This window comes from uncultured Mobiluncus sp. (assembly GCF_963511525.1).
Taxonomy (GTDB): Bacteria; Actinomycetota; Actinomycetes; order Actinomycetales; family Actinomycetaceae; genus Mobiluncus.
Genome location: NZ_CAUPIY010000003.1, coordinates 186,792 through 211,695, shown reverse-complemented (window position 1 = coordinate 211,695; position 24,904 = coordinate 186,792). Strand labels below are relative to the sequence as shown.

21 protein-coding genes are annotated in these 24,904 nt (G+C 57.3%); 9 read left to right on the top strand and 12 right to left on the bottom strand.

What is annotated here, in order from left to right; genetic code table 11:
* Positions 1-5: 5 nt before the first annotated feature.
* The 4 genes from metE to RQ935_RS03895 all read right to left on the bottom strand — a co-directional run bounded on the left by metE (position 6) and on the right by RQ935_RS03895 (position 6,729).
* Positions 6-2,321: a 5-methyltetrahydropteroyltriglutamate--homocysteine S-methyltransferase gene (gene metE / locus RQ935_RS03910; protein ID WP_311497294.1), complete on the bottom strand. Its 2,316-nt coding sequence runs from the start codon at positions 2,319-2,321 to the stop codon at positions 6-8.
* Positions 2,322-2,403: 82 nt separating this feature from the next.
* The gene (locus tag RQ935_RS03905) at positions 2,404-3,423 is read right to left on the bottom strand and encodes a methylenetetrahydrofolate reductase (protein WP_311497293.1); all 1,020 of its coding nucleotides are present in this window, start codon (positions 3,421-3,423) and stop codon (positions 2,404-2,406) included.
* Positions 3,424-3,456: 33 nt separating this feature from the next.
* A complete protein-coding gene (locus RQ935_RS03900) occupies positions 3,457-4,830 on the bottom strand; it encodes a PLP-dependent transferase (protein ID WP_311497292.1) in 1,374 nt (457 codons plus the stop codon).
* 231 nt (positions 4,831-5,061) lie between these two features.
* A complete protein-coding gene (locus RQ935_RS03895; RefSeq protein ID WP_311497291.1) occupies positions 5,062-6,729 on the bottom strand; it encodes a D-alanyl-D-alanine carboxypeptidase in 1,668 nt (555 codons plus the stop codon).
* A gap of 201 nt (positions 6,730-6,930) precedes the next feature.
* On the opposite strand from RQ935_RS03895, the gene RQ935_RS03890 reads away from it, so the two are divergent.
* Positions 6,931-7,446 carry an inorganic diphosphatase gene (locus RQ935_RS03890; protein WP_311497316.1) on the top strand — a complete coding sequence of 172 codons (516 nt, stop codon included), beginning with the start codon at positions 6,931-6,933 and terminating at the stop codon, positions 7,444-7,446.
* A gap of 48 nt (positions 7,447-7,494) precedes the next feature.
* Here RQ935_RS03890 and RQ935_RS03885 read toward each other — a convergent pair whose 3' ends face one another.
* Positions 7,495-8,052 carry a DUF3499 domain-containing protein gene (locus tag RQ935_RS03885; protein WP_311497290.1) on the bottom strand — a complete coding sequence of 186 codons (558 nt, stop codon included), beginning with the start codon at positions 8,050-8,052 and terminating at the stop codon, positions 7,495-7,497.
* Positions 8,053-8,090: 38 nt separating this feature from the next.
* On the opposite strand from RQ935_RS03885, the gene RQ935_RS03880 reads away from it, so the two are divergent.
* Entirely contained in the window at positions 8,091-8,588 is a 498-nt protein-coding gene (locus RQ935_RS03880) for a metallopeptidase family protein (RefSeq protein WP_299293468.1), read from the top strand.
* Between the two features lie 8 nt (positions 8,589-8,596).
* Here RQ935_RS03880 and RQ935_RS03875 read toward each other — a convergent pair whose 3' ends face one another.
* The 5 genes from RQ935_RS03875 to RQ935_RS03855 are packed head-to-tail and all read right to left on the bottom strand — an operon-like array spanning position 8,597 to position 14,163.
* Positions 8,597-9,931, bottom strand: coding sequence for a DUF58 domain-containing protein (locus RQ935_RS03875; protein ID WP_311497289.1), 1,335 nt, complete (start codon positions 9,929-9,931; stop codon positions 8,597-8,599).
* A gap of 51 nt (positions 9,932-9,982) precedes the next feature.
* Positions 9,983-10,942 (bottom strand): MoxR family ATPase, encoded by a 960-nt coding sequence (locus RQ935_RS03870; protein ID WP_311497288.1) that lies wholly within the window; start codon positions 10,940-10,942, stop codon positions 9,983-9,985.
* The gene (locus RQ935_RS03865; RefSeq protein WP_311497287.1) at positions 10,943-12,100 is read right to left on the bottom strand and encodes a DUF4350 domain-containing protein; all 1,158 of its coding nucleotides are present in this window, start codon (positions 12,098-12,100) and stop codon (positions 10,943-10,945) included.
* Complete coding sequence (locus RQ935_RS03860) at positions 12,100-12,837, bottom strand: DUF4129 domain-containing protein (protein WP_311497286.1); 738 nt, start codon at positions 12,835-12,837, stop codon at positions 12,100-12,102. The genes RQ935_RS03865 and RQ935_RS03860 overlap by 1 nt, the downstream gene beginning before the upstream one ends.
* A 33-nt stretch (positions 12,838-12,870) precedes the next feature.
* Entirely contained in the window at positions 12,871-14,163 is a 1,293-nt protein-coding gene (locus RQ935_RS03855) for a glycerophosphoryl diester phosphodiesterase membrane domain-containing protein (protein WP_311497285.1), read from the bottom strand.
* Positions 14,164-14,302: 139 nt separating this feature from the next.
* Between RQ935_RS03855 and mtrA the strand changes: the two genes are divergently transcribed.
* The 6 genes from mtrA (at position 14,303) to secA (ending at position 23,072) form a co-directional block, all read left to right on the top strand.
* The gene (gene mtrA, locus RQ935_RS03850; RefSeq protein WP_299293451.1) at positions 14,303-14,986 is read left to right on the top strand and encodes an MtrAB system response regulator MtrA; all 684 of its coding nucleotides are present in this window, start codon (positions 14,303-14,305) and stop codon (positions 14,984-14,986) included.
* An 80-nt stretch (positions 14,987-15,066) separates the two neighbouring features.
* The gene (gene mtrB, locus RQ935_RS03845; RefSeq protein WP_311497315.1) at positions 15,067-16,731 is read left to right on the top strand and encodes an MtrAB system histidine kinase MtrB; all 1,665 of its coding nucleotides are present in this window, start codon (positions 15,067-15,069) and stop codon (positions 16,729-16,731) included.
* On the top strand, positions 16,725-18,401 hold the full coding sequence (locus RQ935_RS03840) for an LpqB family beta-propeller domain-containing protein (RefSeq protein WP_311497284.1): 1,677 nt from the start codon (positions 16,725-16,727) through the stop codon (positions 18,399-18,401). Before mtrB ends, RQ935_RS03840 begins: the two co-directional genes overlap by 7 nt.
* Before the next feature lie 18 nt (positions 18,402-18,419).
* Positions 18,420-19,199: a phosphoribosyltransferase family protein gene (locus RQ935_RS03835; protein WP_311497283.1), complete on the top strand. Its 780-nt coding sequence runs from the start codon at positions 18,420-18,422 to the stop codon at positions 19,197-19,199.
* Positions 19,200-19,363: 164 nt separating this feature from the next.
* Positions 19,364-19,987, top strand: coding sequence for a ribosome hibernation-promoting factor, HPF/YfiA family (gene hpf, locus RQ935_RS03830; protein WP_311497282.1), 624 nt, complete (start codon positions 19,364-19,366; stop codon positions 19,985-19,987).
* 247 nt (positions 19,988-20,234) lie between these two features.
* Entirely contained in the window at positions 20,235-23,072 is a 2,838-nt protein-coding gene (gene secA, locus RQ935_RS03825; protein ID WP_311497281.1) for a preprotein translocase subunit SecA, read from the top strand.
* Between the two features lie 10 nt (positions 23,073-23,082).
* On the opposite strand, the gene RQ935_RS03820 is transcribed toward secA, so the two are convergent.
* Positions 23,083-23,901, bottom strand: coding sequence for an Rv3235 family protein (locus RQ935_RS03820; RefSeq protein WP_311497280.1), 819 nt, complete (start codon positions 23,899-23,901; stop codon positions 23,083-23,085).
* Positions 23,902-24,085: 184 nt separating this feature from the next.
* Here RQ935_RS03820 and RQ935_RS03815 point away from each other — a divergent pair, with 184 nt between their 5' ends.
* Positions 24,086-24,595 (top strand): hypothetical protein, encoded by a 510-nt coding sequence (locus tag RQ935_RS03815; protein ID WP_311497279.1) that lies wholly within the window; start codon positions 24,086-24,088, stop codon positions 24,593-24,595.
* A gap of 67 nt (positions 24,596-24,662) precedes the next feature.
* Here the strand turns inward: RQ935_RS03815 and RQ935_RS03810 are convergent, their stop codons facing one another.
* On the bottom strand, positions 24,663-24,881 hold the full coding sequence (locus RQ935_RS03810) for a helix-turn-helix domain-containing protein (protein ID WP_297722843.1): 219 nt from the start codon (positions 24,879-24,881) through the stop codon (positions 24,663-24,665).
* Between the last annotated feature and the right edge of the window lie 23 nt (positions 24,882-24,904).

Genomic DNA, 24,904 nt, shown 5'->3' with positions numbered 1-24,904 from the left:
CAGGTTCAGGCTTCGAGTTTCGTGCGCACCGCCTTCGCGGCTCCGACCAGGTTCTCTAAGGTGGCCACCGTTTCGGGGTAGGCGCGGGTTTTCAACCCGCAGTCCGGGTTGACCCAAACTTGGTGGGGATCCAAAGCGGCGACAGCCTTTTCCAGCAGACCCACTTCCTCATCGAGTTTCGGCACCCGCGGCGAGTGAATATCCCAAATCCCCGGCCCCAGCCCGCGCTCGAAACCGTGCTCGTGCACTGCCGGCAAAATATCCATCTTGGAGCGGCTGGCCTCAATCGAGGTGACATCCGCATCCAGGTGATCAATCGCGTCCACTACCACGTTGAACTCGGAATAGCACAGGTGAGTGTGGATTTGCAGCTCTTTCGGTGCCCCGCCGGTGGCCAAACGGAAAGCCCCCACTGACCATTGCAAATATTTCTCCCGCCCGGCTGCGCGCAGCGGCAACAGCTCGCGGATGGCCGGTTCATCCACCTGCACGATTTTGATGCCAGCCGCATTGAGGTCGGCGATTTCAGCGCGCAGTGCCAACCCCAGCTGATCCGCAACCTCCGCACGAGACTCGTCGTCGCGAACAAAAGACCACGCCATGATGGTGACGGGGCCGGTCAGCATCCCCTTCATCGGCTTTGCGGTGAGGGATTGGGCATAAGTCGACCACTCGACTGTCATGGGGTGGGAACGCGTGACGTCCCCCCACAGAATCGAGGGTCGAGTACAGCGCGAACCGTAAGACTGCACCCAGCCGTGTTCCGTGGTGGCGAAACCTTCTAGGTTTTCGGCGAAGAACTGCACCATGTCGTTGCGTTCAGCTTCCCCGTGTACCAGCACATCCAAACCGAGATCTTCCTGCAGCTTCACGACCCGGGCTATCTCATTGCGGATTTCCTCATCATATTGAGCCTCGTCGATTTCGTGACGGCGGAACGCAGCCCGTGCCTGGCGAATCTCGGTGGTTTGCGGGAAAGAACCAATCGTGGTGGTGGGCAGCAACGGCAACTGCAGGATCTCGGCTTGTGCCGCCAAACGCTGCGGATAGGGGGCACGCGTCCGGTCAGCCGCCGTCACGGCCGCGGTAGCCTGACGCACCTCGGCTCGTTTCACTCCCGGATGGTTGGCGCGGGAAGCCAAGATTTCGGCATTTTCCGCCAACTCAGCGGCAATGGAACTGGGATCTGCCAAGCCTCGCGCCAAAGTCTGTACCTCGGCAATCTTTTGGTCCGCAAAAGCCAACCAGGAACGCACTTGTGGGTCCAGGGACGTTTCTCTGATCGCGTCGTGGGGGACGTGTTGCAGCGAAGTCGAGGTGGACACGCTGAGGCTCGGGACGACCAGGTGAATCGTCTGTAAAGTCTCGAGAGCCTGGTGCAAGTCGGTACGCCACACGTTGCGACCCGAAACGATGCCCGCCACCAGAGTTTTGTTCCCGAGAGTCTGCAGGTCCTCGCTGCTAGGTACCGGGCCGGCGACCAAGTCCAGACCGATGGCTTCCACATCGGTGGCGCTCAGCACGTTCAGCCCATCGAGACCCAGCGGCCCGTAGGGGGCGTTGACAATAATTTGGGGGCGATTGGTCAGTTTGCTCAGGAATTCGTAAGTCTTACGAGCCGCCGCCAGCACTTCCTCGCGGGAAGTGGACCAGGTGTCACACACCAAAGCCGGTTCATCAAGCTGCACCCAAGTCACTCCGGCCGCCGCGAACTGTCTGAGGAAAACCTCGAACACAGCCAACACCGCGTCTAGTCGCTGTAGCGGTTGGAAATGTGCCGGAGCGTCCGCACTGGGTTTGGCACCCAACAGGTAGGTAACCGGACCGATGAGGACTGGACGCAGCGCAGGGCCCCCAGCCTTGACCTGTTCCAGCCATGGATTAGCTACGGCGGAAATCTGAGTGTAGGGGCCGATTTCAGGAACCAGGTAGTGATAATTCGTGTCGAACCACTTGGTCATTTCCAAAGCGGGCTTATCATCAATACCCCGCGCCAAGGTGAACTCTCCGTCCACGTCCAGAGAACCGTCGGGGCGTACCAGGTTACCAAAACGCTGGGGTACGGCTCCCAGGGCGCAAGTCAGCGTCAGGACTTGGTCATAGAGCACAAAGTCTGCGGGATTTGACCCCGGTTCGTTCAATCCCAAATCTTTCAGGTGGTTGATTCGGGTCGCCAACTGTTGCTTTATCTGGGCATCGAAAGTGGCGCGGTCGATTTTTTGAGCCCAATAGTGCTCTAGGCTCCGCTTCAGTTCGCGGTTCGCGCCAATTCGTGGGTATCCCGCAACAGTCGCGGCGGGAAAAGGCTGCTTTTCAGTCATTTTCTAAAATTCCCTTCAGTAGGTTCTAATGTGTGTTTTCGTTGTTAAGTTCGGTTCGGTTGGTTTCATCGGGTTCTCCGTCTCAAGGGGAGATGCGGTGCATGGCGGCGTTCATCAGGCCGAGCAGGTCGTGTGAATCCTCCTGGTCCACGTGAGCAAAACCGCGAGAACGCAGGTGTTCCACCAGGTCCAAGACCGGCCGGGGCCGATTGAAAGTATAGAAGTGAATGCCGGGTGAGTTGGCTTCGATGAGGTCGTTGACGAAGTCCAGGGTAGCGCCCAAGCTCTCCAAGATTCTCTCGGCGGGATCGGTGATATTCGCTATGGTCTTAATCCTTTCCGGTACCGGGACCCCGGTGAGACCTTCCAGCCGCTGGAGGCGGCTGACATCTGTAAACGGAATAATTCCCGGAACAATGGGTATCGTCACGCCCTGGTACGTTGCCGACTGAACCAACTCGGCATAGTCCTGGGCTCGGTAAAACACCTGAGTGATAGCAAAATCGGCGCCGGCCGCCTGCTTTTCCACCAGAGCCTGAACCGCATCCGTGCGGGTTTGGATGCTGCCTGCCGGATAGGCGGCCACCGCGATACTGACGGCGTGAGCATCCCCGAGGTAATCGGCGGAAACCTCTCGAATCAGCTGCACGAGTTGGAACGCTCGGTCAAATTCGTCTGGTTCCGGTTTTCCCTGCTCATCCTCAGGCATATCGTCCCCGCGCAGCGCGAGGAAATCACGCACACCCAAGTCCATCATGTCCCGGATGATTCCCACCAGGTTCGCTCGGGTCTTTCCCACGCAGGTCAGATGGGCCAGGACGGGCCGTCCCGAACGCTTCAAAGCGTGCCACAGGACAGATTGTGAAGCGTCCGGTGATGTACCGCTCGTTCCAAACGTGACCGAGACGTAATCGGGACGAGAATCTAACAGCCGGTCTATGCCCGCCCATGCCTGGGAAGTTGGTCGGGCATTGCGCGGCGGGTACAGCTCATACGACACCCGCAGGTCACGCCCAGACCCGGCCTCGTGAGGCGCAGCGTTGTCCCCCCGAGGAGGCGAGACAGCGTGGCCAGGAGCCGCATAGAGGTCTTTGATAGTCATCAGTTTTCCTAAGCGAGTAATAGTTTCCTCCAGTTACGCGGCATTCGCCTGCCGTGCCGCGGCCAGACCGCGCTCAATGTCAGCCACGATGTCCTGGGGATCTTCAATGCCAATCGACAGCCTGACGGTGCCGGGGGTAATGCCCTGTGCCAGCAGCTCAGCTGTAGTCAGCTGGGCGTGAGTCGTGGAGGCCGGGTGAATCGCGAGGGAGCGCACGTCTCCGATATTAGCGACATTTGCCAACAATTCCAGGGAATTGATGAACGCTTTACCGGCTTCCAGACCGCCAGTCAGATCAAAGTTCAGCAGGGAACCGCACCCCTTCGGAGTATATTTTTGCGCCAAGGCATAGAAGGGGGAGGAGGGCAGCGAGGACCACCGCACCGTCTCTACTAAGCCACCGCCGACCTGGGACTCCAGGAATTCAGCGACTCGACGAGTGTTGGCAATGTGGCGTTCCATCCGCAAGCTCAACGTATCCACTCCCAGTCCTACTGCCCATACCGCGAAGGGCGAAGCTACGAAACCGAGGTCGCGCTGGCCTTCTACCCGCGCCTTCAAAATAAACGCCAGGTTCGCCCCCAACGCCCCTTGAACACCGAAATCACGGGCATAAACAACGCCGTGATAGGAGGGGTCGGGAGTGTTGAAACCGGGGAAACGCGGGGCCGCTTTCGCCGCGGCGTAATCGAAACGACCGGAATCAACCACGATACCGAGCATGGCTGAACCATGTCCGCCCAGATACTTGGTGGCGGAGTGCACCACGATATCCGCCCCGAACTCGATGGGACGGCACAGGTAAGGGGTGGGAACCGTATTGTCGACAACGAGTGGAACCCCGGCTTGGTGCGCGGTTTGAGCCAAGGGCTCCAGATCCAGCACGTCGCCCTGCGGATTAGGCACCAGCTCCCCGTAGTAAGCCGCCGTGTTCGCGTCCGTACGGGCCGCCCACTGGCTAATGTCACGAGGATTATCAACAAAACGTACCTCGATACCCAGGCGTTCCAAAGTGTGGCCCAACAGGTTGAACGTGCCCCCGTAAATCGAGTTTGAAGCCACCACATTTTGACCTTTCGATGCCAAAGTCAAAATAGCTAGCGTGATGGCAGCTTGCCCCGACCCGGTGGCAATCGCCCCGACCCCGCCTTCCAGTGCGGCAATCCGGGCTTCCAAAGCATCGTTGGTGGGATTGCCTAAGCGAGAATAGATGGGCCCCAGTTCCTGCAAAGCAAAACGGGCAGCCGCCGATTCCACACTCGGGAAGTGAAACGCGTTCGTGGCATAAATAGGCACCGTTTGCGTGCCCGTGGTCGGATCGCCGGTGTAGCCGGCATGAATTTGCAGAGTATCGAAGCCCCATTCGGGGTGGTCGACCCAGTTGGGTCCAATAGTGGTTTTAGACATCGTAGTTTCCTTTGCGTGAGTTATGGCTGTACAAACTTGTCCCCAAAAGATTTTTGGCTCTGACGGGCACGCAGGAACATGAAGATACGAATGCTCAGTACCGGACGCGGCACTGGACGTTTAGAGGCTGACGTGCACGTCAGCGAGGCATTCGTTTAGTCATGCTGTGATTGTAGCAACCTCGCGAACAAAAAGCGAAACCGGTGTTTCAAGATGCGGAATCAGACGATTCTAGTTGGTGGGAGCTTCCTGATTCGGTGGTGCGGCGCCAGCGGGAGGGGCAGTGGGAGGCTGGCTCTTTGGGTCGACGTTAGAGAAAGAGGTTTTCGCGCCGAGCAAACCGTTGATGAACATCTGTTTTGCTTGGATACTGGGACCGCCTTGAGAGTCAGGATAACCAGAGATGACCAGGGCATAAATAAACTCCTGATTATTGCGCACGAATGTCCCGGCCAGAGAATTCGTAATTCCTAACGTGCCGGTTTTACCGCGAACCACACCCGCGGCCAGGGTTCCCTGGTAAGCGTGCTCCAAAGTGCCATCTGTCCCCGCCACGGGGACATTGGTGGTAACAGAGTGCAGTTCAGGATGGTCTTTACGCATGGAAATCCGCAACACATCCGCAAGGACTCGGGCAGGTATCCGCGTGTCATAAGACAACCCTGAGCAGCCTTTCAGTTCAGTTTTGCCCAGGTCCAAGCCCAACTCTCGTAGCGACTCCATAACCGCTGTTCCAGAGGCGGCAAAAGTCGGTTTTGCGTTGCGGTGCAGCGCTACCAGCCGACCGAGGTTCTCTGCCAAAGTATTATCCGAAATCTTTAACATTTGCCGCTCCACCTGGGCGAGCGGGGCTCCTTGTGCGTAGGCAATCGGGGTCGGACCGTGACTGGTGGCAACCTCCGTGTTCACTTCCGGTAAAGGAGAGAGCGGGTCGAGGAGTTTCTTCGAGGCCAGTCCCGATTTCCCCACCTCGACTTTTGCTGGTCCCGCCCCGCCTAAACGGCCCAAGGCTTGCGCAAAAACCTGACCCGCGACCCCGGCCGCGTCCGGGTGATATCCCCTATTAGCGTTCGGATCAATCAGACCGGTATCGATGGCCATGCCTTGGATGGGACCGACCCAGCGGTTATCCCCCTCACGCCAGAAAGGAGAGGCTGTTTCAGAGCCAAACCAGGAGGTGTCCAATACCAACGTGTAGGGTTTGCCGTTCAGCAGGCTGCCCGTAGGGGATTTGTCTCGAGAGGCTGGTGCTTTGGGAGCAGAGGTTTTCCGTTCCTTGGTGGGGGAGGGCTGATGACCTGCGCTGGCTCGCTCAGATTCCCCTGGAGTTTGGGAGGAAAGTGCCACTATCGTGTCCGCCGCGAGAGTGTCTAGGCCGGCGTAGCCTTTGATGGAACGCGGGGCGTCCGCTCCCGACCCCAGCAGCACATCCCCGCCGGCGATTAAGTACAGTTTCCGCTTATCGTTGTCCCAGGCTACGACCGTGCGGGCCCGCGCCTCCGGGCCGAATTCGTGCAATGCTGCCACCGCGGTGAGCAGTTTTGTCGTAGAAGCGGCAGTTAGTGCGCTCTGAGGTTCGTAAGAGGCCAGTTCCACGCCATCCCGGTCGCCTACCCAAAAGGACAGCTTAGCGTTTGCGAGGCGGTAATCCGCGGCAAACTCACGCACCAGGGCTTTATACGTATTGGCGTCGAAGTTGGTGGATTTGGCAAAGAGCGGAATTTCGGCAGGTTCGGGGCTCACGGTGGGAGAGTCAGGGAAGGGAACCACTCGCGGCAGGGGGGCTTTGAAGGTCAGGAACCCCGGCACCAAGTCCGCTCCGTCAGCACCGACATAAGCGCCGCTAAGAACCAGGGCAACGGCGATTACCGCTGCTTTTGCTCGTCTTCTGGTGTGCACCGACCCCCCCGTCACACGGTTCTGCTATCTGGAAACAACCCTATCTAGTATAGAAGATGTCGCTTAGGGGTGCGGGTGTGGCACAATAGTTTACAGCGATGTTCACCAAAGCAGGTGACATCGTTGCAAAGCAACGCCAATCCGGAGACACCGGTGGCACAAAAAGTAAGGATGCCGAAGAAAATAATGGCTGAAGATTTTTTGACGTTCAATGTGACCATTGAGATTCCGAAGGGGAACCGAAATAAATACGAAGTCGACCACGAGACCGGTCGTATTGTTTTGGATCGAATGCTGTTTACCTCAACTCGCTACCCCGATGACTACGGTTTCATCGATGATTCCCTAGGCATGGATGGCGACCCGCTCGATGCCCTGGTTTTGCTGGAAGAACCAACGTTCCCCGGATGCGTCATCAAGTGCCGGGCGCTGGGGATGTTCCGCATGACTGATGAACACGGCGGCGACGACAAAGTCTTGTGTGTCCCCGCTACTGACCAGCGAGCCGCATGGCGTACCGAGCTGGAGGATGTTTCGGAGTTCCATCGCCTGGAAGTCCAGCACTTCTTTGAGGTTTACAAAGACCTGGAACCTGGCAAGTCAGTGGAAGGGGCTAACTGGGTCGGCCGGGAAGAGGCGGAGAAAGAAATTCAAGCCTCATGGAAGCGTTTCCGTGACAAAGAAGGCCCCGACGCGCATACTTACATTCACCTGTGAACGAATCACAGTGAGACCGGTCAACAGTTCGTTGGCCGGTCTGATGTTTTAGCTAACTTGTTTCGGGGGCGGCACCAAAGTTAGGTGACCGTGGCGTTTCCCCGGGGTGTCGGGTGCTCCGGGTGCGGTATCCCCCAATCCCGGCTGAGGTTCCCTCCTTAGGGGACCGCGATAGCCTTCGGGATGCACGCTCTGGCGGGGGGCGGGATTTTGCGCCGCTGCCTTCACCGCGTTAGCCAAAGCCATCAGTTCCTCATCGTTGGGCGGCGGGGGCGTAAAGGAATTCGTTAAATGGACGACCTCCCAGCCCCGTGGTGCCGTCAGTTTTTCAGCGTGTTCACGGCAAAAATCGTATGCTCCGGGATTCCGATGGGCGCTGAGTGGGCCAATGATTGCGCTACGTTCCCGATAGTCAAAAGTCATCGTCGCTACCGCTGGGTTGGGGCAGCTCGGTTTGGAACAACGGCGCGTATAAGTCACCTTCTCAGCATACAGCCGACCGGTGCCGGGGGCACTCAGGCTCGCTAGCTGACACCGATTCCGGGCCAGGATAGAGCCGGGATTGAGAGCTCGGCTCAGAGTGTTCGCGGCGATTTTGCGCGACATCCTCGACCCGGTTGCCACCGCGGGATAAGCTAGAGGCGATGAGTGAAAAAGCTGGAACCAACCGGGTTCGTGTTTTGGATTTGGGCGGCGAGATTCGCTGGGATGTCAGCAGCGGACCGCGGCTGCGACGTGCCTACGTGCGCCGCGATCGGCACGGCCGTGGCAATCGCGGAGTTTTGGTTCCGGCGATGCTGCCACGTTACCGAACCCGTCGGGAAACCTTTGACGAATTGGTCATTCAGGAAGTTCGTTCCCTGGTGGCAGTCTGCCCGGAACTAGCTACTATCCAGTATGGAGTGGAGGACGTCCCGCCTTCGGACCCGGCACCTTGGGAGAGCGAGTCAGTTGTCCTAGGTCGAGGATTCGGCGCTGACCCAGGCAAAAGTTTGCCCGCTCAAGTGGTGGTGTATCGCCGCCCCCTAGAGCAGCGTGCCCGCTCTACGGATGATTTGCGTTCTCTCATTCACGGGGTAGTGTTGGAGGAATCTTCCCAGCTCATCGGCAAACATCCCGAAGACATCGACCCGTATTGGTAAACAGCGTCTCAAATCTGTCCGCGGCGTTTTAACGAAATGTAGGCATCCGCCAAGTCGGGAGGCAGCTTTTCCGGGGTGGCGTTCAACAAATGCCCCCCTAGCAGAGGCAACAGGTTCCCGGCTTCCTCGTGTTCGTTCAGCTCCGCCATCGCCGCTGCCGACAGGAAAGCGTCAGAGGGATTGAATCGACTTAGTGACTGCTTGTCATCATTGAGGTTCCATTGGCCAGGCAGTTGAGCCAAACGGGTCAACTCGGGATCTAGAGAGTTCGCCACCAGGACGTGATGCCGAGAGGACAGCGCCTCTACCATCGGCATCAAGCCGGAACGTTCCGCCCCACCTTCCAAACCTGTCAAAATCACAACCAAAGAACGTTGCCGTAACCCGGAAAGTAAAGTGTGACTGAGCCCTGACCAGTTTGCTTCGGTGAGAGAAACCTGTAAATCGGCCAAGGCTTGAGCCATCTCGGTGATGAGTCCGACACCTCGAGCCGGTTGGATATGAAAACGAATCTGATTGTCGAACGCGATGAGATGTACCCGGTCCCCGGCACTGCCAGCCAATGCCCCGAGCAGCAGAGCCGCCTCCATAGAGGCATCCAGCCGGGGGTATTTATCAAGCCGCACCGCGGCACTGCGCGAGGAATCCAGGCAGATGATGACGTTGCGGTCGCGTTCGGGGCGCCAAGTCTTAACCACCGGGGTGCGCAGCCGCGCGGAAGAATGCCACTCGATGTCGCGCACGTCGTCGCCGGGAACATATTCCCGCAGGGAATCAAACTCTGAACCTTGCCCGCGTTGCATCACCAGGGAGTTGCCCTCCAAACGGCGTAACGTTTTCAGGCGGGAGGGTAGGTACTTGGCGCTGCGAAACTCCGGCAGGACTCTCACTTCCTGCACGATGGGGGCGGAGAACTGCCGGGCGCCCAGCCCCAAGGGTCCATAAGAGCGCACGGTGACGGCATCGCTGTGCAAAGTGCCTTTGCGTTGGGGGGTGAAGCTGGCCTGTAAAGTGGTCGAGCTTTGGGCGTCCAGCACCAGAAGCTGGCGGCGTGGCAGGGCTTGGAGCGAGGGCGGCCACGCGTCACGCATCTCGGCCCGGAATTTGCGTTTGGTGGGATTTTTCACGCTCACGGTGTAGGGCGTTTCGGTGCGTTGACGCAGCGTGTGGGGCAGGGAGCGGGTGATCTCCAGGTGGCGGGGACTGGGAGCAGCGATGACGTCAAACAGCGACACCAGCAGGCACACCAGCAGCCAGAAAAAGGCGCCAGTTTTCCAGTGAGTCAGCAGCACCAGCGGAATACCCAGCGCTATCAAGAACGCCAGGCGTTTGGAAACCGCCATTTTTCGCCTCCCCTGTATCTTTTCGACTGTGGAATCTGGGTTACGCTGCGTTTAGCGCGGTACCGGAGTCGTGGCCAGGACGCTGTCCAGGACGGTCTTGGCGTTGACGCCCTCCATTTCGGCTTCGGGACGCAGCCGCAAACGGTGGCGGAACGTGGGCAACACCAGGGACTTGACGTCGTCTGGGGTGACGTAATCGCGTCCCGACAACCATGCCCAAGCCCGGGAAGTCGACAGCAGTGCCGTCGCGCCACGCGGCGATACTCCCAACTCCACCTGCGGTAACACCCGAGTGGCTCGCACTAGGTCGACGATGTAGCCCAGCACCTCACTGCTGGCCTTAACTTCCTTGACAGCCTGGCGAGCCGCCGCGATGTCCTCAGCGTTGGCCGCCACGTTCACCCCCGCGGCATCGAGGTCGTGAGTGTTGAAACCGCTTAGGTGCAGCTGTAATACCTCCAACTCGGTTTCCCGTGTGGGCAAGGGCACATCGAGTTTTAGCAAGAACCGGTCGAGTTGAGCTTCGGGAAGGGGATAGGTACCCTCGTATTCCACCGGGTTCTGGGTCGCGATGACCGTAAACGGTTCTGGCAAAGAACGGCTCACCCCGTCGGTGGTGACCTGGTGTTCCTCCATGGCTTCCAGCAAGGCAGCTTGAGTTTTCGGAGGGGTGCGGTTTATTTCATCCGCTAGCAGCAAGTTCGTGAAGATGGGACCTTCCCGGAAAGTAAACGAAGACTCTTGGGCATTGAAAATCAGTGAACCGGTCAAGTCCCCGGGCATCAAATCCGGAGTGAACTGAACCCGCTTGTGGCTCAGGTCCAGCGACTTCGCCAAAGTTCGCACCAGCAGGGTCTTGGCGACGCCGGGGACGCCTTCCAACAGCACGTGCCCTTCCGCCAACAAGGCGATAACCAGCCCGGTTACCACCGCATCCTGGCCTTTCACCACCTTGTTGATTTCGGTACGCAACGCGATGAGCTTGCGCAAAGTCGGATCTTGCATATCCATTTAGCTTTCCTTTCGCGGATTTGTTTTGGTGAGTAAGTATAAGTCGTGCAATAGGTTTCCCAACCCGCGGGCGGTGACAGGCACCTCACCGTAGAGAAGGTCATAGACCTGAGTTTCGCCAACCCCGGTGTATTGCGATACTTCCCGCACCATGACCGGCGGGGTTGTCGGGGTCGGAATGTGCAAAGCCCTGCCTAGACGTCGGGCGGTGTATTCCCGAGCCTTGCGGGCCGCCACTGCCACAGCCCCGGACTTTTCGTACAGGCGCCCGCGACCGTAAACCGCCTCGGCGCCATGCACCACGACCGGTAACTCTTCGGGAACTACGCGACCCAAGCGGCGCCCTTGTGCCAACGTAAACACGAATGCTGCCACGAATAAATACACCAGGGAACTGAGGAAGAAATCGGGAAGGAGGGGCTGAGCCTTACCGTTCTGGTCAACACCCTGCTGGAACGTGGTGCCGTTGACCCAACCGACCCGCGGGCTGGAACTCAACAGATTCAACAGCAAAGCGGCATTACCGGACGCGGTGATGGTGTCGTTGCGCGCCAGGCTATCCTCGGAGAGTAAAGCTAGGCGGAAACCTTCAGGACGTTCAAACGACACATAGGCAAAAGCGTTGTCCTGCAACGGAAAGCACGCGGCTTCGGGCTGGCGCAAGGGACGGAGCGAGCCACGGCTGGAAGAAATGGTGCGGGCTGCCTTTGCGCTGGGAAAATCGCATTGAGCCTTGATTTCCTTGGGAGATCCCGCAGGTACGGATTGCACATAGGGGTCGAAACGTTTTCCTTGCGCCAAAGTTCCTATAATCAACAGATTTGTGGGAGTGTGCAGGATTTCCCGCAGGGTGGCATCGTCGATTTGGTTGGTATTGGTGATGACAACAGTGTCCTTGGAGCTGTAGGACCCGAGGTCGCGTACCGAATAAGCATCACTGACCAGCACACCTTGGTGGCGCAGTACTTCGGCCAGAGCCATCGCCCCGCTGCCCTTCGGGTTGCGGATCGAGAGATTGACATCATCGGTGGGCGCGCGCAGTACAGCGCTGAGAAAGGAAAAAACTGCCAGCAATACCAGACCGCCGATAACCCAGCGACCCCGAAAAATCGCTTCCGAGATACGCGGGGTGGCTGTAGGTGGGGTCGCGCTACTCATCAGACTGCGCCTCCCGCCGGTGCCAAAGCTTCCTGTGGCAAGACGGCGACGCCACCGCGGGCGTGGGAACGATTAGAAACGAAAGAATCCAGGCGAGAATCTAGGGAAATAAGCCTCTGCACCTGGGCGTTGTCCGACTGTCGTCGCCCATACCGTAGCGCGTTGAACACGCTGGCTGCCCAAGATAATTCCTCCGATTCTGCAGGAACTGCGCGGCTGAGAGCGGCGCTGCCTTCCCCGGCGGTGAGTCCGGGAGTGATTACCAGCAGTTCGTTGGCTTCACAAAGACGCAACAGGTGGCGGAATTGCTCCAAGAAAGCCGTTGAGTGGTCTCCGCGTGAGAGAGCATTTTTGGCTGCCGCCAGGTACTGCACCGCGTTGCGGTCATCCTCGAAAACCGCAGCCTCGTCAGCGAGGGTTGGCTTGATTTGCTCGTGGAACTTCCAGTTTCCGGTGAATAAAATCATGATGACGATGACCAGCACCGCTACTATCAGAGCGGCACTCAGCCACAGCCAAGAAGGCAAGATGGGATTGACGTTTGCGGACGAAAAATTGTCGGCAAACCACTCCAAGATTTTTTTCAGCAGGGAGGGGCGTTCCTGGTATACCGGTTTGGACAGCTCATCTTCGAGTGTATCGCGCCCCTCCCGGTCTGACACATCCGCCAACACTAGGCTGTACAAATCAACATGATGGAGCCACAAGCTCCCCAGTTGCGTTGAAATGTTCAGCATCCCTACCCAAAAGTCCTTTCTGCAGTGCTGCCGTCAGCCCCGCTGAGCCGCCTGGAGCAGGCTTACTGCCAGACCCTCGCGACGCATCCGCGTATCAACATAGAGCAGACCTAAAACTGCCCCATAGAACGGCATGGCCAATCCGGTAATGATGGTGCCTAAAATGGCGGAGAGAGACATCATTACCGAGAAATTCTGACTAACCATCATGGCCGCTGAGATAATCAGGCTGATTACAGCATTCATGCCGTAGGTCAGGAACGAAACAATGAGGGAAGTTAGCAAGATGACACCAAAAATTTTCCAGAAGCTACCTTTGGTCAGCTTCCAAGAACGTTTCAGGGCGGGGATGATGCCGATATCTTCCATGACGGCAGTGGGGATGGTAAAGGCTAGCTTGATATAGAACCAGGCGGAAAATACCGCCACGGCTGCGAGGGTGAGGAAAGTGAGACCCAGTAAGCCCAGAGATGCCCCGACATCTTTGATGTTAATCAGGAAAAACCCGCCTAGCGGAAGCAGACCCAGCCCCAGCAACAGGGCTGACCCCAAGATGAGCAACAGAGAATAGCCGACGATCCCCCAGACGTGGCCTTTCAAAGTTTGCCACGCATCAGCGACCGAGGGGCGGCGACCCAAAACCAACGGCCCCAATCCAGCCACGCAAACTCCCAAGGTCAAAAAGAGGACAAACATTTGGAGCAGACTCGTGATGACACTTATGAGCATCGTTGATTCCGTAAATTCCAGCAAACCGTCCAACGAGGCTTCCGTGCTGTCAAAATTGAAGTCGTTGGAAAGGTAGGTGTTGATGTCGGGAGTCAGTAAATAAAACAGCGCTCCCATTACCCCTCCAAGTACCGCCCAGAGAGCCAAAACCAGACCGAACATGACAGAAGGAGCTTGACGGATAGCAGAGAAAGCTCCGTTGTAAATATCCCCAAGGGTCAGCGGGCGCAGCGGGATAATTCCGGGCTGAACCTGCTGATAGTTCAAACCATAAGGGTCGAATCCGGTGTTGTTTGCCGGGTTTGTACCGTTGAAGCTGTTTGTACCGCTCGTTCCAAAGTTCGGAGCGGGGGCTTGCGGGGTGGCCGCAGCAGGGTACGGGGTCGGGAGGGGATTTGGGAAAGACTGTGGTTTGCTGGTGCTGTCCTCCGGAGTCAGCGTCCAGGAGCCAGTGTTGAAACTGCCGGGGGCGGCCGCGGTCGGCGGTGTAAATAGAGGTTGCTGCGGCACCGGGCTGCTCTGGCTCGGTACCGGGGCAGTTTCGCCAGGGTTGCTTCCGGGAGGAGTGCCTTGAGAGGAATAAGAGTTGTCGCTCATGATGCCTTTCCAATACATAGTTCACTTAATATTGCCACGACACGGCGCAGATGCGCTCGTTCAAACCGAAAAACCCTTTTAATGCCGAGCTTGGCTGCGGGTCTCCCCGCAAATCGCGAAATCGTGTCAAAATAGGAATATGAGTGCAAAAATCCTGGTAGTAGACGATGACCAAGCCCTGAGCGAGATGATTGGCATTATTTTGGAATCATCCGCCTACGAACCAAGTTTTTGTGCCGATGGCGCGAAAGCCGTGGACAAGTTCCGCGAAGTTGAACCTGACCTGGTGCTGCTTGACCTGATGCTGCCGGGAATGGACGGCATTGAGATTTGTCGCAAAATCCGTGAATTCTCTAATGTTCCCATCATCATGCTGACCGCGAAATCCGACACCACCGACGTGGTGGCGGGTCTGGAAGCGGGAGCGGACGACTACATTCCCAAACCTTTCAAGCCCAAGGAGCTGCTGGCGCGGGTCGCCGCGCGGTTGCGCAGTTTAGAAGCCGCTGAACATGACGTCCTGAAAGCCGCAGGGGTGGAAATCAACCTGGCCTCCCACGAAGTGAGTCGGGACGGAAAATCCTTGAACCTCACCCCCTTGGAGTACGACCTCCTGGTCGCCCTAGCCACGAAACCAGGGCGGGTGTTTTCCCGTGAAGAATTGCTGGAACAGGTCTGGGGACTGCGCCACGCCTCCGACACACGTTTGGTCAACGTGCACGTGCAACGGTTGCGGGCCAAGATCGAGCTGGATCCGGACAACCCGACTGTGATTCGCACGGTACGCGGGGTGGGTTATCGGATTGGGACTGAACCTCAGTGAGTTCCCCGCAATCTCTGACTTTTCGCCGGACGCGCCGACAGCGAAGAATCTCGCAGTTCTTCGGCAGCGCCACCCGCTATTTGGTTGGTTTTAATGAATCGACGTGGGTACCGGAACGGCTCCGGCGTTCACTGGCTCTGCGGATGGCCAGTATCATGCTGGTCGCGACGTTGGTGATTCTGTTCGCGGTAGGGATTTATGCTTCCACAGCCATCAAAAACGGTATCTTTCAAGAACGGTTGAATCAGGTGCTAGAAGAATCGGCCACCCAAGCGCGGTCGGCGCAAAATCGTTTCGACCAGGCTCCGGCCTCGACCGTGGAACAGGTACAGTCCCTCGCTCAGGACGTGGTCACCTCAATCTCCACCCTTACCTCCGGTTCCAGCGCCCCTGCCGTGCTGATTTTGCGCAACCCCAGCGAAACCTCCTCCTTTGTGATTAACGAAATCGCTACCCAAAACATGCGGGAAGTCATTACTTCCCAACTGCGTGAGGCGGTACAGCAAAAGAGCGGCCAGCACTGGCAGTCCATCGAAATTACGGACGCGCAGGGCAAGCGACATCCCGGTATCGCGGTAGGGGCTGCCGTGAGCCTGCCCCTAGCGGGGGCTCATGAACTCTACCTGGTGTACTCCCTGGCTGACGAGCAAGCGGCAATCAACCTGGTGATGGGGGTTTTAGGCGGTGGCGGTATCGCCGTTCTGGTGCTGGTGGCAGGTATGACCTGGGTGGTGGTCTATTCCGTACTGGTGCCGGTGCGCCGCACGGTGCGTACCGCGGAACGTTTGGCGGCTGGGGACTTGAACGCGCGCGTGCTCTCACAGGGCGAGGATGAAACCGCACAACTGGCAGATTCTTTCAATAAGATGGCGGATTCTTTACAGTCCAAGATCAATACTTTGGGTCAAATGTCCCGGCTGCAGCAGCGTTTTGTTTCCGATGTGTCTCACGAGCTGCGCACCCCGCTGACCACTATGCGAATTGCCGATGACGTCATCTATGACGCACGCGAAGAACTCGATCCTGCCGCCTTGAGAAGCGCGGAATTGCTGCATGACCAGATTGATCGTTTCGATGCCATGCTGGCCGATTTGCTCGAAATTTCGCGTATTGACTCCGGGTCTGCCCGGCTCGATTTTGAGATGGTGAATCTGAACAAGCTCGCTGAACAGGTCGTGGAGGACAACGCCGCTTTGGCTGAAAAGGTGGGGTGCCAGGTTATCCTTAACCCGCCAAAGTATCCTTGCGCAGCCGAGCTCGATACCCGCCGAGTGACCCGTATCGTGCGCAATCTGCTGGTAAACGCCATCGAGCATTCCGAGGGAAATCCGGTGGTAGTTACGACCGATTCCAGCGAAACCGTCGTGGCTTTGCGGGTTTCTGATCACGGGGTGGGGATGTCACCTGAAGTGACCAGCCGAGTATTTGACCGTTTCTATCGTGCTGACCCGGCACGAGCGCGGACCACGGGCGGTACCGGGTTGGGCTTGGCTATTTCTCTGGAGGACGCCCGCTTGTCCGGAGGCACCCTGCAGGCGTGGGGCAAGACCGGTTACGGTTCTTCTTTCCTGCTGACCCTGCCGCGGCGTCATGACATGGAGATGGGGGCGTCACCGCTGGACGTTACCGACTACGTGGAACCGACTCTGGATAGCTACGTTCCCCCTCGAGCCATCCCGGAACAGCCAGAAACCTCGACGAACGCGACCCGGACGCTTGGGAAAAATGGGGAGGAGCCATGCTAAACAAACGTCGAGCCCGGTGGTGGGGAGCTGTCCTCGTGGGGATTTCCGCCCTCAGTTTGGTCGGCTGCGCCGCGCTGCCGACTGCCGGACCGGTCAACGACTCCCAGGTAAGAGTCGGTTCCAACCAGCCGCTTTTAGGTTTGAGCGCCCCCGGGCCGGTTCCGAACGCAACTGTGGAACAAATCGTGACCGGTTTTATTCGCGCCTGCTCCGCAGGGTACTCCGATGATTTCACCGTGGCGCGTTCGTTCCTGGCTCCCAAAGCGGCGATGGATTGGCGCCCTGATGCCCAAGTAGAGATTTTCGACACGGATTCCGCCTTGGAAACCCGTCAGTTGGGCGATGGTTCTGTCGAAGTGACCGCCCGCGCGCTAGGCAGTGTCGACGAATATGGAAACTATACCGTGGCAGGTCCAACCGAACGGGTCCGCACCGTGTTTTCCCTGGTGAAGCCCGCTGACAACCAGTGGCGTATCGCGGCTCTGGAGGACGGGGTGATGCTTTCCCAATCGGCTTTCAGCTCGATTTACGCTTCGGCTCCGGTTTACTTCCTCACCATGGACGGGGGAGCCCTGGTTCCGGATTTGCGTTGGTATCCGCGTCGACGGTTGCCAACCTACCTGGTTAATGCGCTCTTGGCCGGGCCGCAAAATGCTTTCAAAGGGGCGGTTCGTTCCGCTTTTCCCACCGGCAGTACTTTGGCTGGGGGAGCGGTGGATGTCTTTGACGGGGTCGCCAACGTGTCTTTAAATGTCCCGGACGCTCTCAACGACCCCACCACGATCAATTTGGCCTACTGGCAGATGGAATCGACCCTGCGCGATGTTTCGGGTATCTCTACCGTCAGTTTGAGCATCGGCAAAGTTCCTTTGGAAAATACGAACCCCATCACCCAAAGCACCACGCCACAATTCCCCATCATGGTCAAGGACGGCAACGTGGTGCGTCTGAACTCCGGTGCCACCGAAGTCCTGGTTCCTGCCGGGGTGGTGACTTCCGGTGTCATCACGAACCCGGCTATTTCCACCGCCGGCGACGAAATCGTCTTTACAGGCTCCAGCTATCGCCGGCTCTATCTGTGGGCGCGCGGGGCGGTGACGCAGCTGTATAGCGGGCGGGAACTGTTACCTGCTTCCATCGATCGAAACGGCTGGATTTGGACTCTCGATACGGCTAATCCGCGCCAGTTTGTCGCGCTGCGTCCCGATGGAACCAGGGTGAGTTTGGAAGTACCGTGGGAAACCGGAGACCCCGTCCATGCTTTCACCGTCAGCCCTGACGGGACGCGGATCGCTTTCGTACACCACGTCGGTCAGGCCGACATTGTAAGTGTAGCGGTGGTAATCCGTGACGGGGCGGGGACTCCCAAATCTTTTTCCGCCCCCGCGGCTTTGCAGTCTGGAAACGAAGTTGTTTCCGCAATAGCGTGGCTGCAAGGAGATTCCCTGGTGTTGCTGACCGGTTCAGGAGACAACACCACCGTTCGAATCGCTCCGCTGTTCGGACCGATATCAACATTGCCGGGGGTTAAGAACGCGGTGGATTTGGCTGCCGGTGAGGAAGAAAATCAGATTTATCTGGTTACCGCGGGCGGTGACTTATACAAGCGTTCCGGCAGAAACTGGCAGCAAGTTCTAAACGGAGTCGCCGACCCGAGTTACCCCGGATAGCCTCGTTAGGGACGCGTTATGGTGGGTTTTTCGAGTTTATGGGATGCCGCAGGGGAACTGGGAAAGGTGCTGCTGCCTACGGAATGCGTGGGCTGTGGGGCATGGGACGAAGAAATCTGTGACACCTGTTTGGCGCAGATGCTGGGGTGTCCGTTTCCGTTGGAAATCCGCGAGGAGGAAGATAATGTAACAGACGTTCCAATATTTGCTGTCGCTAAATATGACGGTCCGATGCGGCGCGTAGTTCTGACTGGTAAGCACGATAAACGGCGAGATTTACGCCGATATTTCACGGCGGCTGGGCAATCGGCTGTGCAGGGCTTAATGGCGGAAGGTCTGCTGGTTATGGGTAAATTTGGAACGAATAGTACAATCCGTGAGGAGATGTTCGTCGTTCCGGCCCCTTCGACCCATCCCCGTGATCCTTCTGAGGTTGCCGCCGTCTTTGCCCGGGGCGCGGCGCGGGGATTGGTACGGGCGGGACTGTGCCGTCAGGCATCCGTGCTGGAAATCTTGGAACTGGCGCCAGGCTCCACGACCCAGGCCGATTTGGGGTGGGAGGCCCGTAACCTGAACCGGCACGGCAGAATGCAGATTCGCGGCAGCGCGGCGGTGGCGAAACGGGAACTTGCCGGCAAAGGCCTGCTGATAGTTGATGATGTCAGCGCTACCGGGGCAACTCTCAGAGAAATGATCCGTGTTTTGTCCGGTTTAGACGCGGCGGTGCTCGCGGGGCTGGTTTTCGCTTCATCTCGGCGCGAAACACCCCTATCGTCCCCACAGATTTGTGAAAAATAAGTGGAAGTCCTGCACGGCTTTGCGGTGTGCTCTAAAATATAAAGCACACGCAAAAATCGCAGGTGACACACCGGAGTGCACCCGCGTGAGAAAGAGGTGAGAACCGAACACTCCGTCCCAGCAAATGATAGTTGGAACCCAATTCTTAGCCTAAGGAGGCCCTCATGGAAATCACCGTGAAAGCACGTAATGCTGAAATCCACCCGAATTTTAGGGAATACATCGAGGAAAAAATGGCAAAGGTGGAGCAGCTGGCTCCCCGCACGCAGCGTGTCGATGTGGAACTTACGCATGAAAAGAATCCGCGACAAGCAGATACTGCGGAACGCATCGAACTGACTGTTCTCGGCAAAGGACCCGTGGTGCGGGCGGAGGCGTCTTCATCAGACCGTTACGCCGCTGTCGACATCGCCGCCGGGAAACTTTTTGAGCGTTTACGCCGAGCTCGGGATCGGGCTAAGGACCACCGTAAGTATGAGATTCCCCCGGATGTGGAACTGGACGTGCAGCTTCCGGAAACCGCCGCTGCTCCCGCCGCGAAACCGCCTTTGAAACTGGGCGAGTCTCGCGAGGAACAGTTGGGTGATTCCCCTGTAATCGTGCGCGAAAAGTTGCACGCGAGCCGGGCCATGAGTGTCGAAGAAGCTCTGGATGAGATGGAATTGGTGGGTCACCCGTTCTACCTGTTTATCGACTCCGAGACGACCCAGCCGGCGGTGGTTTACCACCGAAAAGGCTGGACCTATGGTGTGATTCGCTTAGACGCGTCCTGCACGCTGAACGATTGAGTTAGGACCGGACCCTGGGGCGCTGTCCCAGGGTTCCGCTTTTTTATTCGCGGTGAGCGGATGTGGCTGCCGCCAAGAACCAGAGTTTCGCCGCTCGCTTTCGCGAAAATAGCCGCTTTCAACTAAAATAGTCAAGGCTGAGTCATCACGGTCGGGACAATCTCCTGATAATCGTGGATAAAAGGCTTTTGACCTCAATGGATAGGCCTGTAAGGCAATCCCAAAAACCTGAAAAGGAAGGCAAAACGTGTCCTTACTTGATAAGTTCATGCGCATCGGTGAAGGTAAAGTTCTCAAAAAGCTGGTGAAAGTTGCTGATGCGGTGGACCAGCTTGAAGACGAATACCGGGAGCTGAGCGACAGCGAGCTAAAGGCGAAGACTGACGAGTTTAAGCAACGCCTGGAAGAGGGAGAGAAACTCGACGACCTCATGGTTGAAGCTTTCGCAACGGTGCGTGAAGCCTCTGATCGGGTGCTCGGCCTGCGTCACTTCCGGGAACAAATTATGGGCGGGGCGGCCTTGCACTGGGGCAACATTGCCGAAATGAAAACCGGTGAAGGCAAGACTCTGGTAGCCACGTTGCCGTGCTACCTGCGGGCTCTGAGCGGCAAAGGCGTACACGTCGTGACCGTGAACGACTACCTGGCGTCTTACCAGGGCGAATTGATGGGTCGTGTGTACCGTTACCTGGGTCTGAGCACCGGTATCATCATGGCTCAGATGGATCCGGAGGAACGCCGTAAACAGTACAACTGCGACATCACTTACGGCACCAACAACGAGTTTGGCTTTGACTACTTGCGTGACAATATGGCGCAGCGAGTCGAAGACCTGGTGCAACGGGAACACAACTACATCATCGTCGACGAGGTGGACTCCATCCTGATTGACGAAGCCCGTACCCCTCTGATTATTTCCGGTCCGGCTCAAGGAGACGTGAACCACTGGTACACGGATTTCGCCAAGATTGTCCAAGATTTACATGCCGGCGAAGATTACGAAGTGGATCAAAAGAAACGTACCGTGGGGGTTTTGGAACCGGGTATTGACAAAGTCGAGGACTACCTGGGTATCGACAACCTTTACGAGGTTGCCAACACGCCCTTGATTGGGTTTTTGAATAACGCCATCAAGGCTAAAGAGCTGTTCAAGCTGGATAAAGACTACATTGTGACCCCGGAAGGCGAAGTGCTGATTGTGGATGAGCACACTGGGCGTGTCCTGCCCGGGAGGCGCTACAACGAAGGGATGCACCAGGCGATTGAAGCCAAAGAGGGCGTGGAAATTAAAGCGGAAAACCAGACTTTGGCCACGATTACCCTGCAGAACTACGTGCGCCTCTACCCGAAAGGTTCGCGTGCCGGGATGACCGGTACCGCCGAGACTGAGGCCGCCGAGTTTAACGATGTTTACAAGATGGGCGTGGTGCCGATTCCCACCCACAAACCCATGATTCGCGAGGACAAAGACGACTTGGTGTACAAAACCGCTGAAGCGAAGTTCAACGCGGTCGTTGAGGACATCGAAGAAAACTATCACCGTGGTCAGCCCGTTTTGGTCGGCACCACCTCGGTAGAGAAATCCGAATATCTTTCGCACTTGCTAAACCAGCGGAAAATTCCGCACCAGGTGTTGAACGCGAAACAGCACGAACGTGAAGCCGCGGTCGTAGCGATGGCCGGCCGGAAGGGTCAGGTCACGGTCGCGACCAATATGGCTGGGCGTGGTACCGATATTATGCTGGGCGGTAACGCCGAATTCCTGGCGGTACAGGACTTGAAAGACCGCGGGCTGGACCCGGAGGAAAACTCCGAAGAATACGAGGCCGCTTGGCCTCAGGCTCTGAAGGAAGCCAAAGCCAAGGTGGCTCAGGAACATGACGAAGTTGTGGAACTGGGCGGGCTCTATGTTTTGGGCACGGAACGCCACGAATCACGCCGTATCGACAACCAGTTGCGAGGCCGTGCTGGACGTCAAGGTGACCCCGGTCGTTCTCGCTTCTATCTGTCGATGGAGGACGAGCTGATGCGGTTTGCCAACCAAGGTTGGCTGGGCAACATAATGCGTTCGGGGCTGCCCGAGGACATTCCCATGGAGTTTAAGATGGTTTCCGGCGCGATTCGTTCGGCGCAAACCCAGGTGGAGGGCCGCAACGCGGAAATCCGCAAGAACGTTTTGAAGTACGACGATGTGATGACTGAGCAGCGCGAAACTGTCTACGGGGAACGGGGACGAGTGCTGCGCGGGGAAGACCTGTCGGCCACGGTTGACTCCTTCATCGAGGGCACCATTGCGGATGCAGTTGCGCAGGCCACAGACCTTCCCGATACCAGCGACTGGGATTTAAAGACCTTGTGGGCGGGGTTAAAGAATCTGTACCCGGTGTCGCTTTCGGTGGAGGATTTGGAAAATGCCGTGGGCGGCAAATCTGCTTTGACCACGGATTTCATTACTGAACAGTTGGTTGATGATGCCAAGTTGCAATATGAGTTAGCCGGGAAGTCCTTGGCGGATAACCCCATTGCTCAAGCCCAGTTGGGCGATGAGCCCATTAAAGAGTTAGAGCGGCGGGTTCTGCTCTCGGTGGTGGATCGGCTGTGGCGCGAGCACCTGTACGAAATGGATTACCTGAAGGAAGGCATCGGGCTGCGGGCGATGGGCCAGCGCAACCCCCTGGTGGAATATAAAACCGAGGGCTACCTCATGTTTAGCGCCATGATGGGACGCATCAAGGAAGAGACTGTCCAGAATGTGTTTGGATATGTCAAGGCCTTTGTCGACGCTATGCAGCGGGCGGCAGCTGAAGAGGCCTCCGAGGCCGAATCCCAGGAGCAGGCGGAAGAAGAACCTACACCGGTCAAGGAAGCGCCTATCTCTAAGAGCGCGGCAAAAAAGAAAGCCCGCAACTTTAAGAAATCCGGGCGCAGAGCCGGTCTGAAATCGGTATCCGCGAATCGCACGGTTATGGGCGATACTGGGCATCAGGCGATGAACGCTCAAATTTCCTATTCCAGCGATGGCACGGTTGAGTCGGCTCCGCAGGGTAACCGGGCACAGCGCCGCGCGGCAAAACGGCGGGGCTAAGTTTCTCAGTTCAACCCAAGCGAATCGCGACAATTGTCCACTGATTGCAGCGGTTTTCCAAGGTTAGCGCGGCGGCACGAGTGCGCTGCCCATCGTTTAGCACGATGACTGCTTCGTGAGTTGTCGAGGAAGTCGCCCGACTGTGGGCACTGAGCACCCTTACCGGTGAAACCCGGCGTGACTTGCCTCCAATCAATCCGGGCTGCGGCTTTTGTTTAGAGACAACAGCGTTTCGCCGCTGTTCGAGGTAGCGATAAGCCTGTGGTGAGGCCCAGCGGGTCATCTGGGACAAAGGACGAATCCCCTCAATGATTTCCAGCCCGCAACGAGCCATTTGGGCGGCCCAAACGCGAGGGGAGTGTTGGACATCCTCGATGGAAGAGTTCTCCCGGGAGCTGGTGCGGGCTCGGTTGGTCAGACCCTTTCCGGTGTTCCCGGATTTTTCCGTTAGGCGCCGTGCCGTTAACGATTGCGCTGTCTGACCCTGTTGCGCATAAGTTGCCTGAACCAAACTCCGCAAGGACGGCTTGGCGACCTGACGGCGTTTCCAGGCGGGACCCACTATCGGTTGGAGCCGTTGGTTCTTCACGTGTGCGGTGGCGTGCTTCAGGTCATTCGGATCAGGCTGATGATGCTTGACTTCCTGTTGGAATCCCCGCTCAGTTTCCATCAGCCGATTCTCAGTGATACCGGCGATCCGTTGTGAGGGAGCGCCAGCAGGGAGTGGCATTGAAAGTTCGGAGCTGGGTGCCGCGTTGAGATCAGCGTGCGCCCCCCGAGGAGAGGCATTGGTTTCAGCAGCGTTAGGTTCAAGAAGTGTGGTTTCCATAGTTTTCCCTTTGGTAGCGAGTTTTATTTAGTTATTACACGTTTGATAACGTTTGATTCCTTATCATAGGGTCAGATAAGTTATTTTGTCAATATTTGATATTTTGAGTGTATTTACAGCATTTTTGATGCTTTGTAGGAGGCTTTGCTGTTGTTGCCACAGCGAGTGCGCTAGACTGGAGCGCGTGGAGCACGACGATTTTTTGGATGATCTCTCAGCTGATTTCGCTGCAAAACTGCGGGTGCAGCGCCAAGCGGAGGCTACCGAGCTGTCGGCGGCGGATGCCGCGGAAGTGACTCTATCCGGTCGTTTATTAGCCAGTGTAGGCACTACGGTCGAGATTCAGCTCATCAACGGGGAGTCGTTACGTGGCGAGGTCGCTGACGCCGCGGCGAATTGGCTGATTTTGCGCCTGCTGCGCATGGACATCTTGATAAGGTATCCAGCCATCGAAGTCGTTTCCGGCCTGGGACCTGCTCCGCGGTGGCCTACTTTGGTTGAGGCCAGAATTCCAGACACGGTGAAGCTGCGTGAGTTTGCCGCTACTCGCCGTGAGATTCAGTTCACTACCCGGAATCAGACTCTGAAAGGTTGTATTGAGCGAGTGGGCTCCGACTTTGTGGATATCGTCGATCACGGCCGCCATGAAGCCATTGCGCTCTCGGCGCTGCTCTATGTCTCTTGCCCGCGCTGAGGAAAACCTCTAGAGATAACCCCCTGTCTTGACCAGCTCTGGTGTCGGGGGGTGCCAAGAAATGGGTTTACTCGACCAAAGCCGCCCCGGAGGCGATTTTTTCCTCACTTTGGGCGTATTGACCCTTGATGTATTCCTCCATCGCAGATTCCTCGATGCGCCATAGACCGCGCCCGCCAATCTGGATAGCTTTGAGCTCTCCGTTGTTGATGAGGTTGCGCACGGCGCCGTGGGAAACCTTTAACATATCAGCAACATCAGCGATGGTGTAAAAATTATATTCCATGCAATCATGATACATCAAATGCT

Excerpts from the sequence above, each read along its gene's own strand:
- metE (WP_311497294.1), bottom strand. The coding sequence starts at position 2,321 with ATGACTGAAAAGCAGCCTTTTCCCGCCGCGACTGTTGCGGGATACCCA.
- RQ935_RS03905 (WP_311497293.1), bottom strand. The coding sequence starts at position 3,423 with ATGACTATCAAAGACCTCTATGCGGCTCCTGGCCACGCTGTCTCGCCT.
- RQ935_RS03900 (WP_311497292.1), bottom strand. The coding sequence starts at position 4,830 with ATGTCTAAAACCACTATTGGACCCAACTGGGTCGACCACCCCGAATGG.
- RQ935_RS03885 (WP_311497290.1), bottom strand. The coding sequence starts at position 8,052 with ATGTCGCGCAAAATCGCCGCGAACACTCTGAGCCGAGCTCTCAATCCC.
- RQ935_RS03880 (WP_299293468.1), top strand. The coding sequence starts at position 8,091 with ATGAGTGAAAAAGCTGGAACCAACCGGGTTCGTGTTTTGGATTTGGGC.
- RQ935_RS03875 (WP_311497289.1), bottom strand. The coding sequence starts at position 9,931 with ATGGCGGTTTCCAAACGCCTGGCGTTCTTGATAGCGCTGGGTATTCCG.
- RQ935_RS03870 (WP_311497288.1), bottom strand. The coding sequence starts at position 10,942 with ATGGATATGCAAGATCCGACTTTGCGCAAGCTCATCGCGTTGCGTACC.
- RQ935_RS03865 (WP_311497287.1), bottom strand. The coding sequence starts at position 12,100 with ATGAGTAGCGCGACCCCACCTACAGCCACCCCGCGTATCTCGGAAGCG.
- RQ935_RS03860 (WP_311497286.1), bottom strand. The coding sequence starts at position 12,837 with ATGCTGAACATTTCAACGCAACTGGGGAGCTTGTGGCTCCATCATGTT.
- RQ935_RS03855 (WP_311497285.1), bottom strand. The coding sequence starts at position 14,163 with ATGAGCGACAACTCTTATTCCTCTCAAGGCACTCCTCCCGGAAGCAAC.
- mtrA (WP_299293451.1), top strand. The coding sequence starts at position 14,303 with ATGAGTGCAAAAATCCTGGTAGTAGACGATGACCAAGCCCTGAGCGAG.
- RQ935_RS03840 (WP_311497284.1), top strand. The coding sequence starts at position 16,725 with ATGCTAAACAAACGTCGAGCCCGGTGGTGGGGAGCTGTCCTCGTGGGG.
- RQ935_RS03835 (WP_311497283.1), top strand. The coding sequence starts at position 18,420 with ATGGTGGGTTTTTCGAGTTTATGGGATGCCGCAGGGGAACTGGGAAAG.
- hpf (WP_311497282.1), top strand. The coding sequence starts at position 19,364 with ATGGAAATCACCGTGAAAGCACGTAATGCTGAAATCCACCCGAATTTT.
- RQ935_RS03820 (WP_311497280.1), bottom strand. The coding sequence starts at position 23,901 with ATGGAAACCACACTTCTTGAACCTAACGCTGCTGAAACCAATGCCTCT.
- RQ935_RS03810 (WP_297722843.1), bottom strand. The coding sequence starts at position 24,881 with ATGGAATATAATTTTTACACCATCGCTGATGTTGCTGATATGTTAAAG.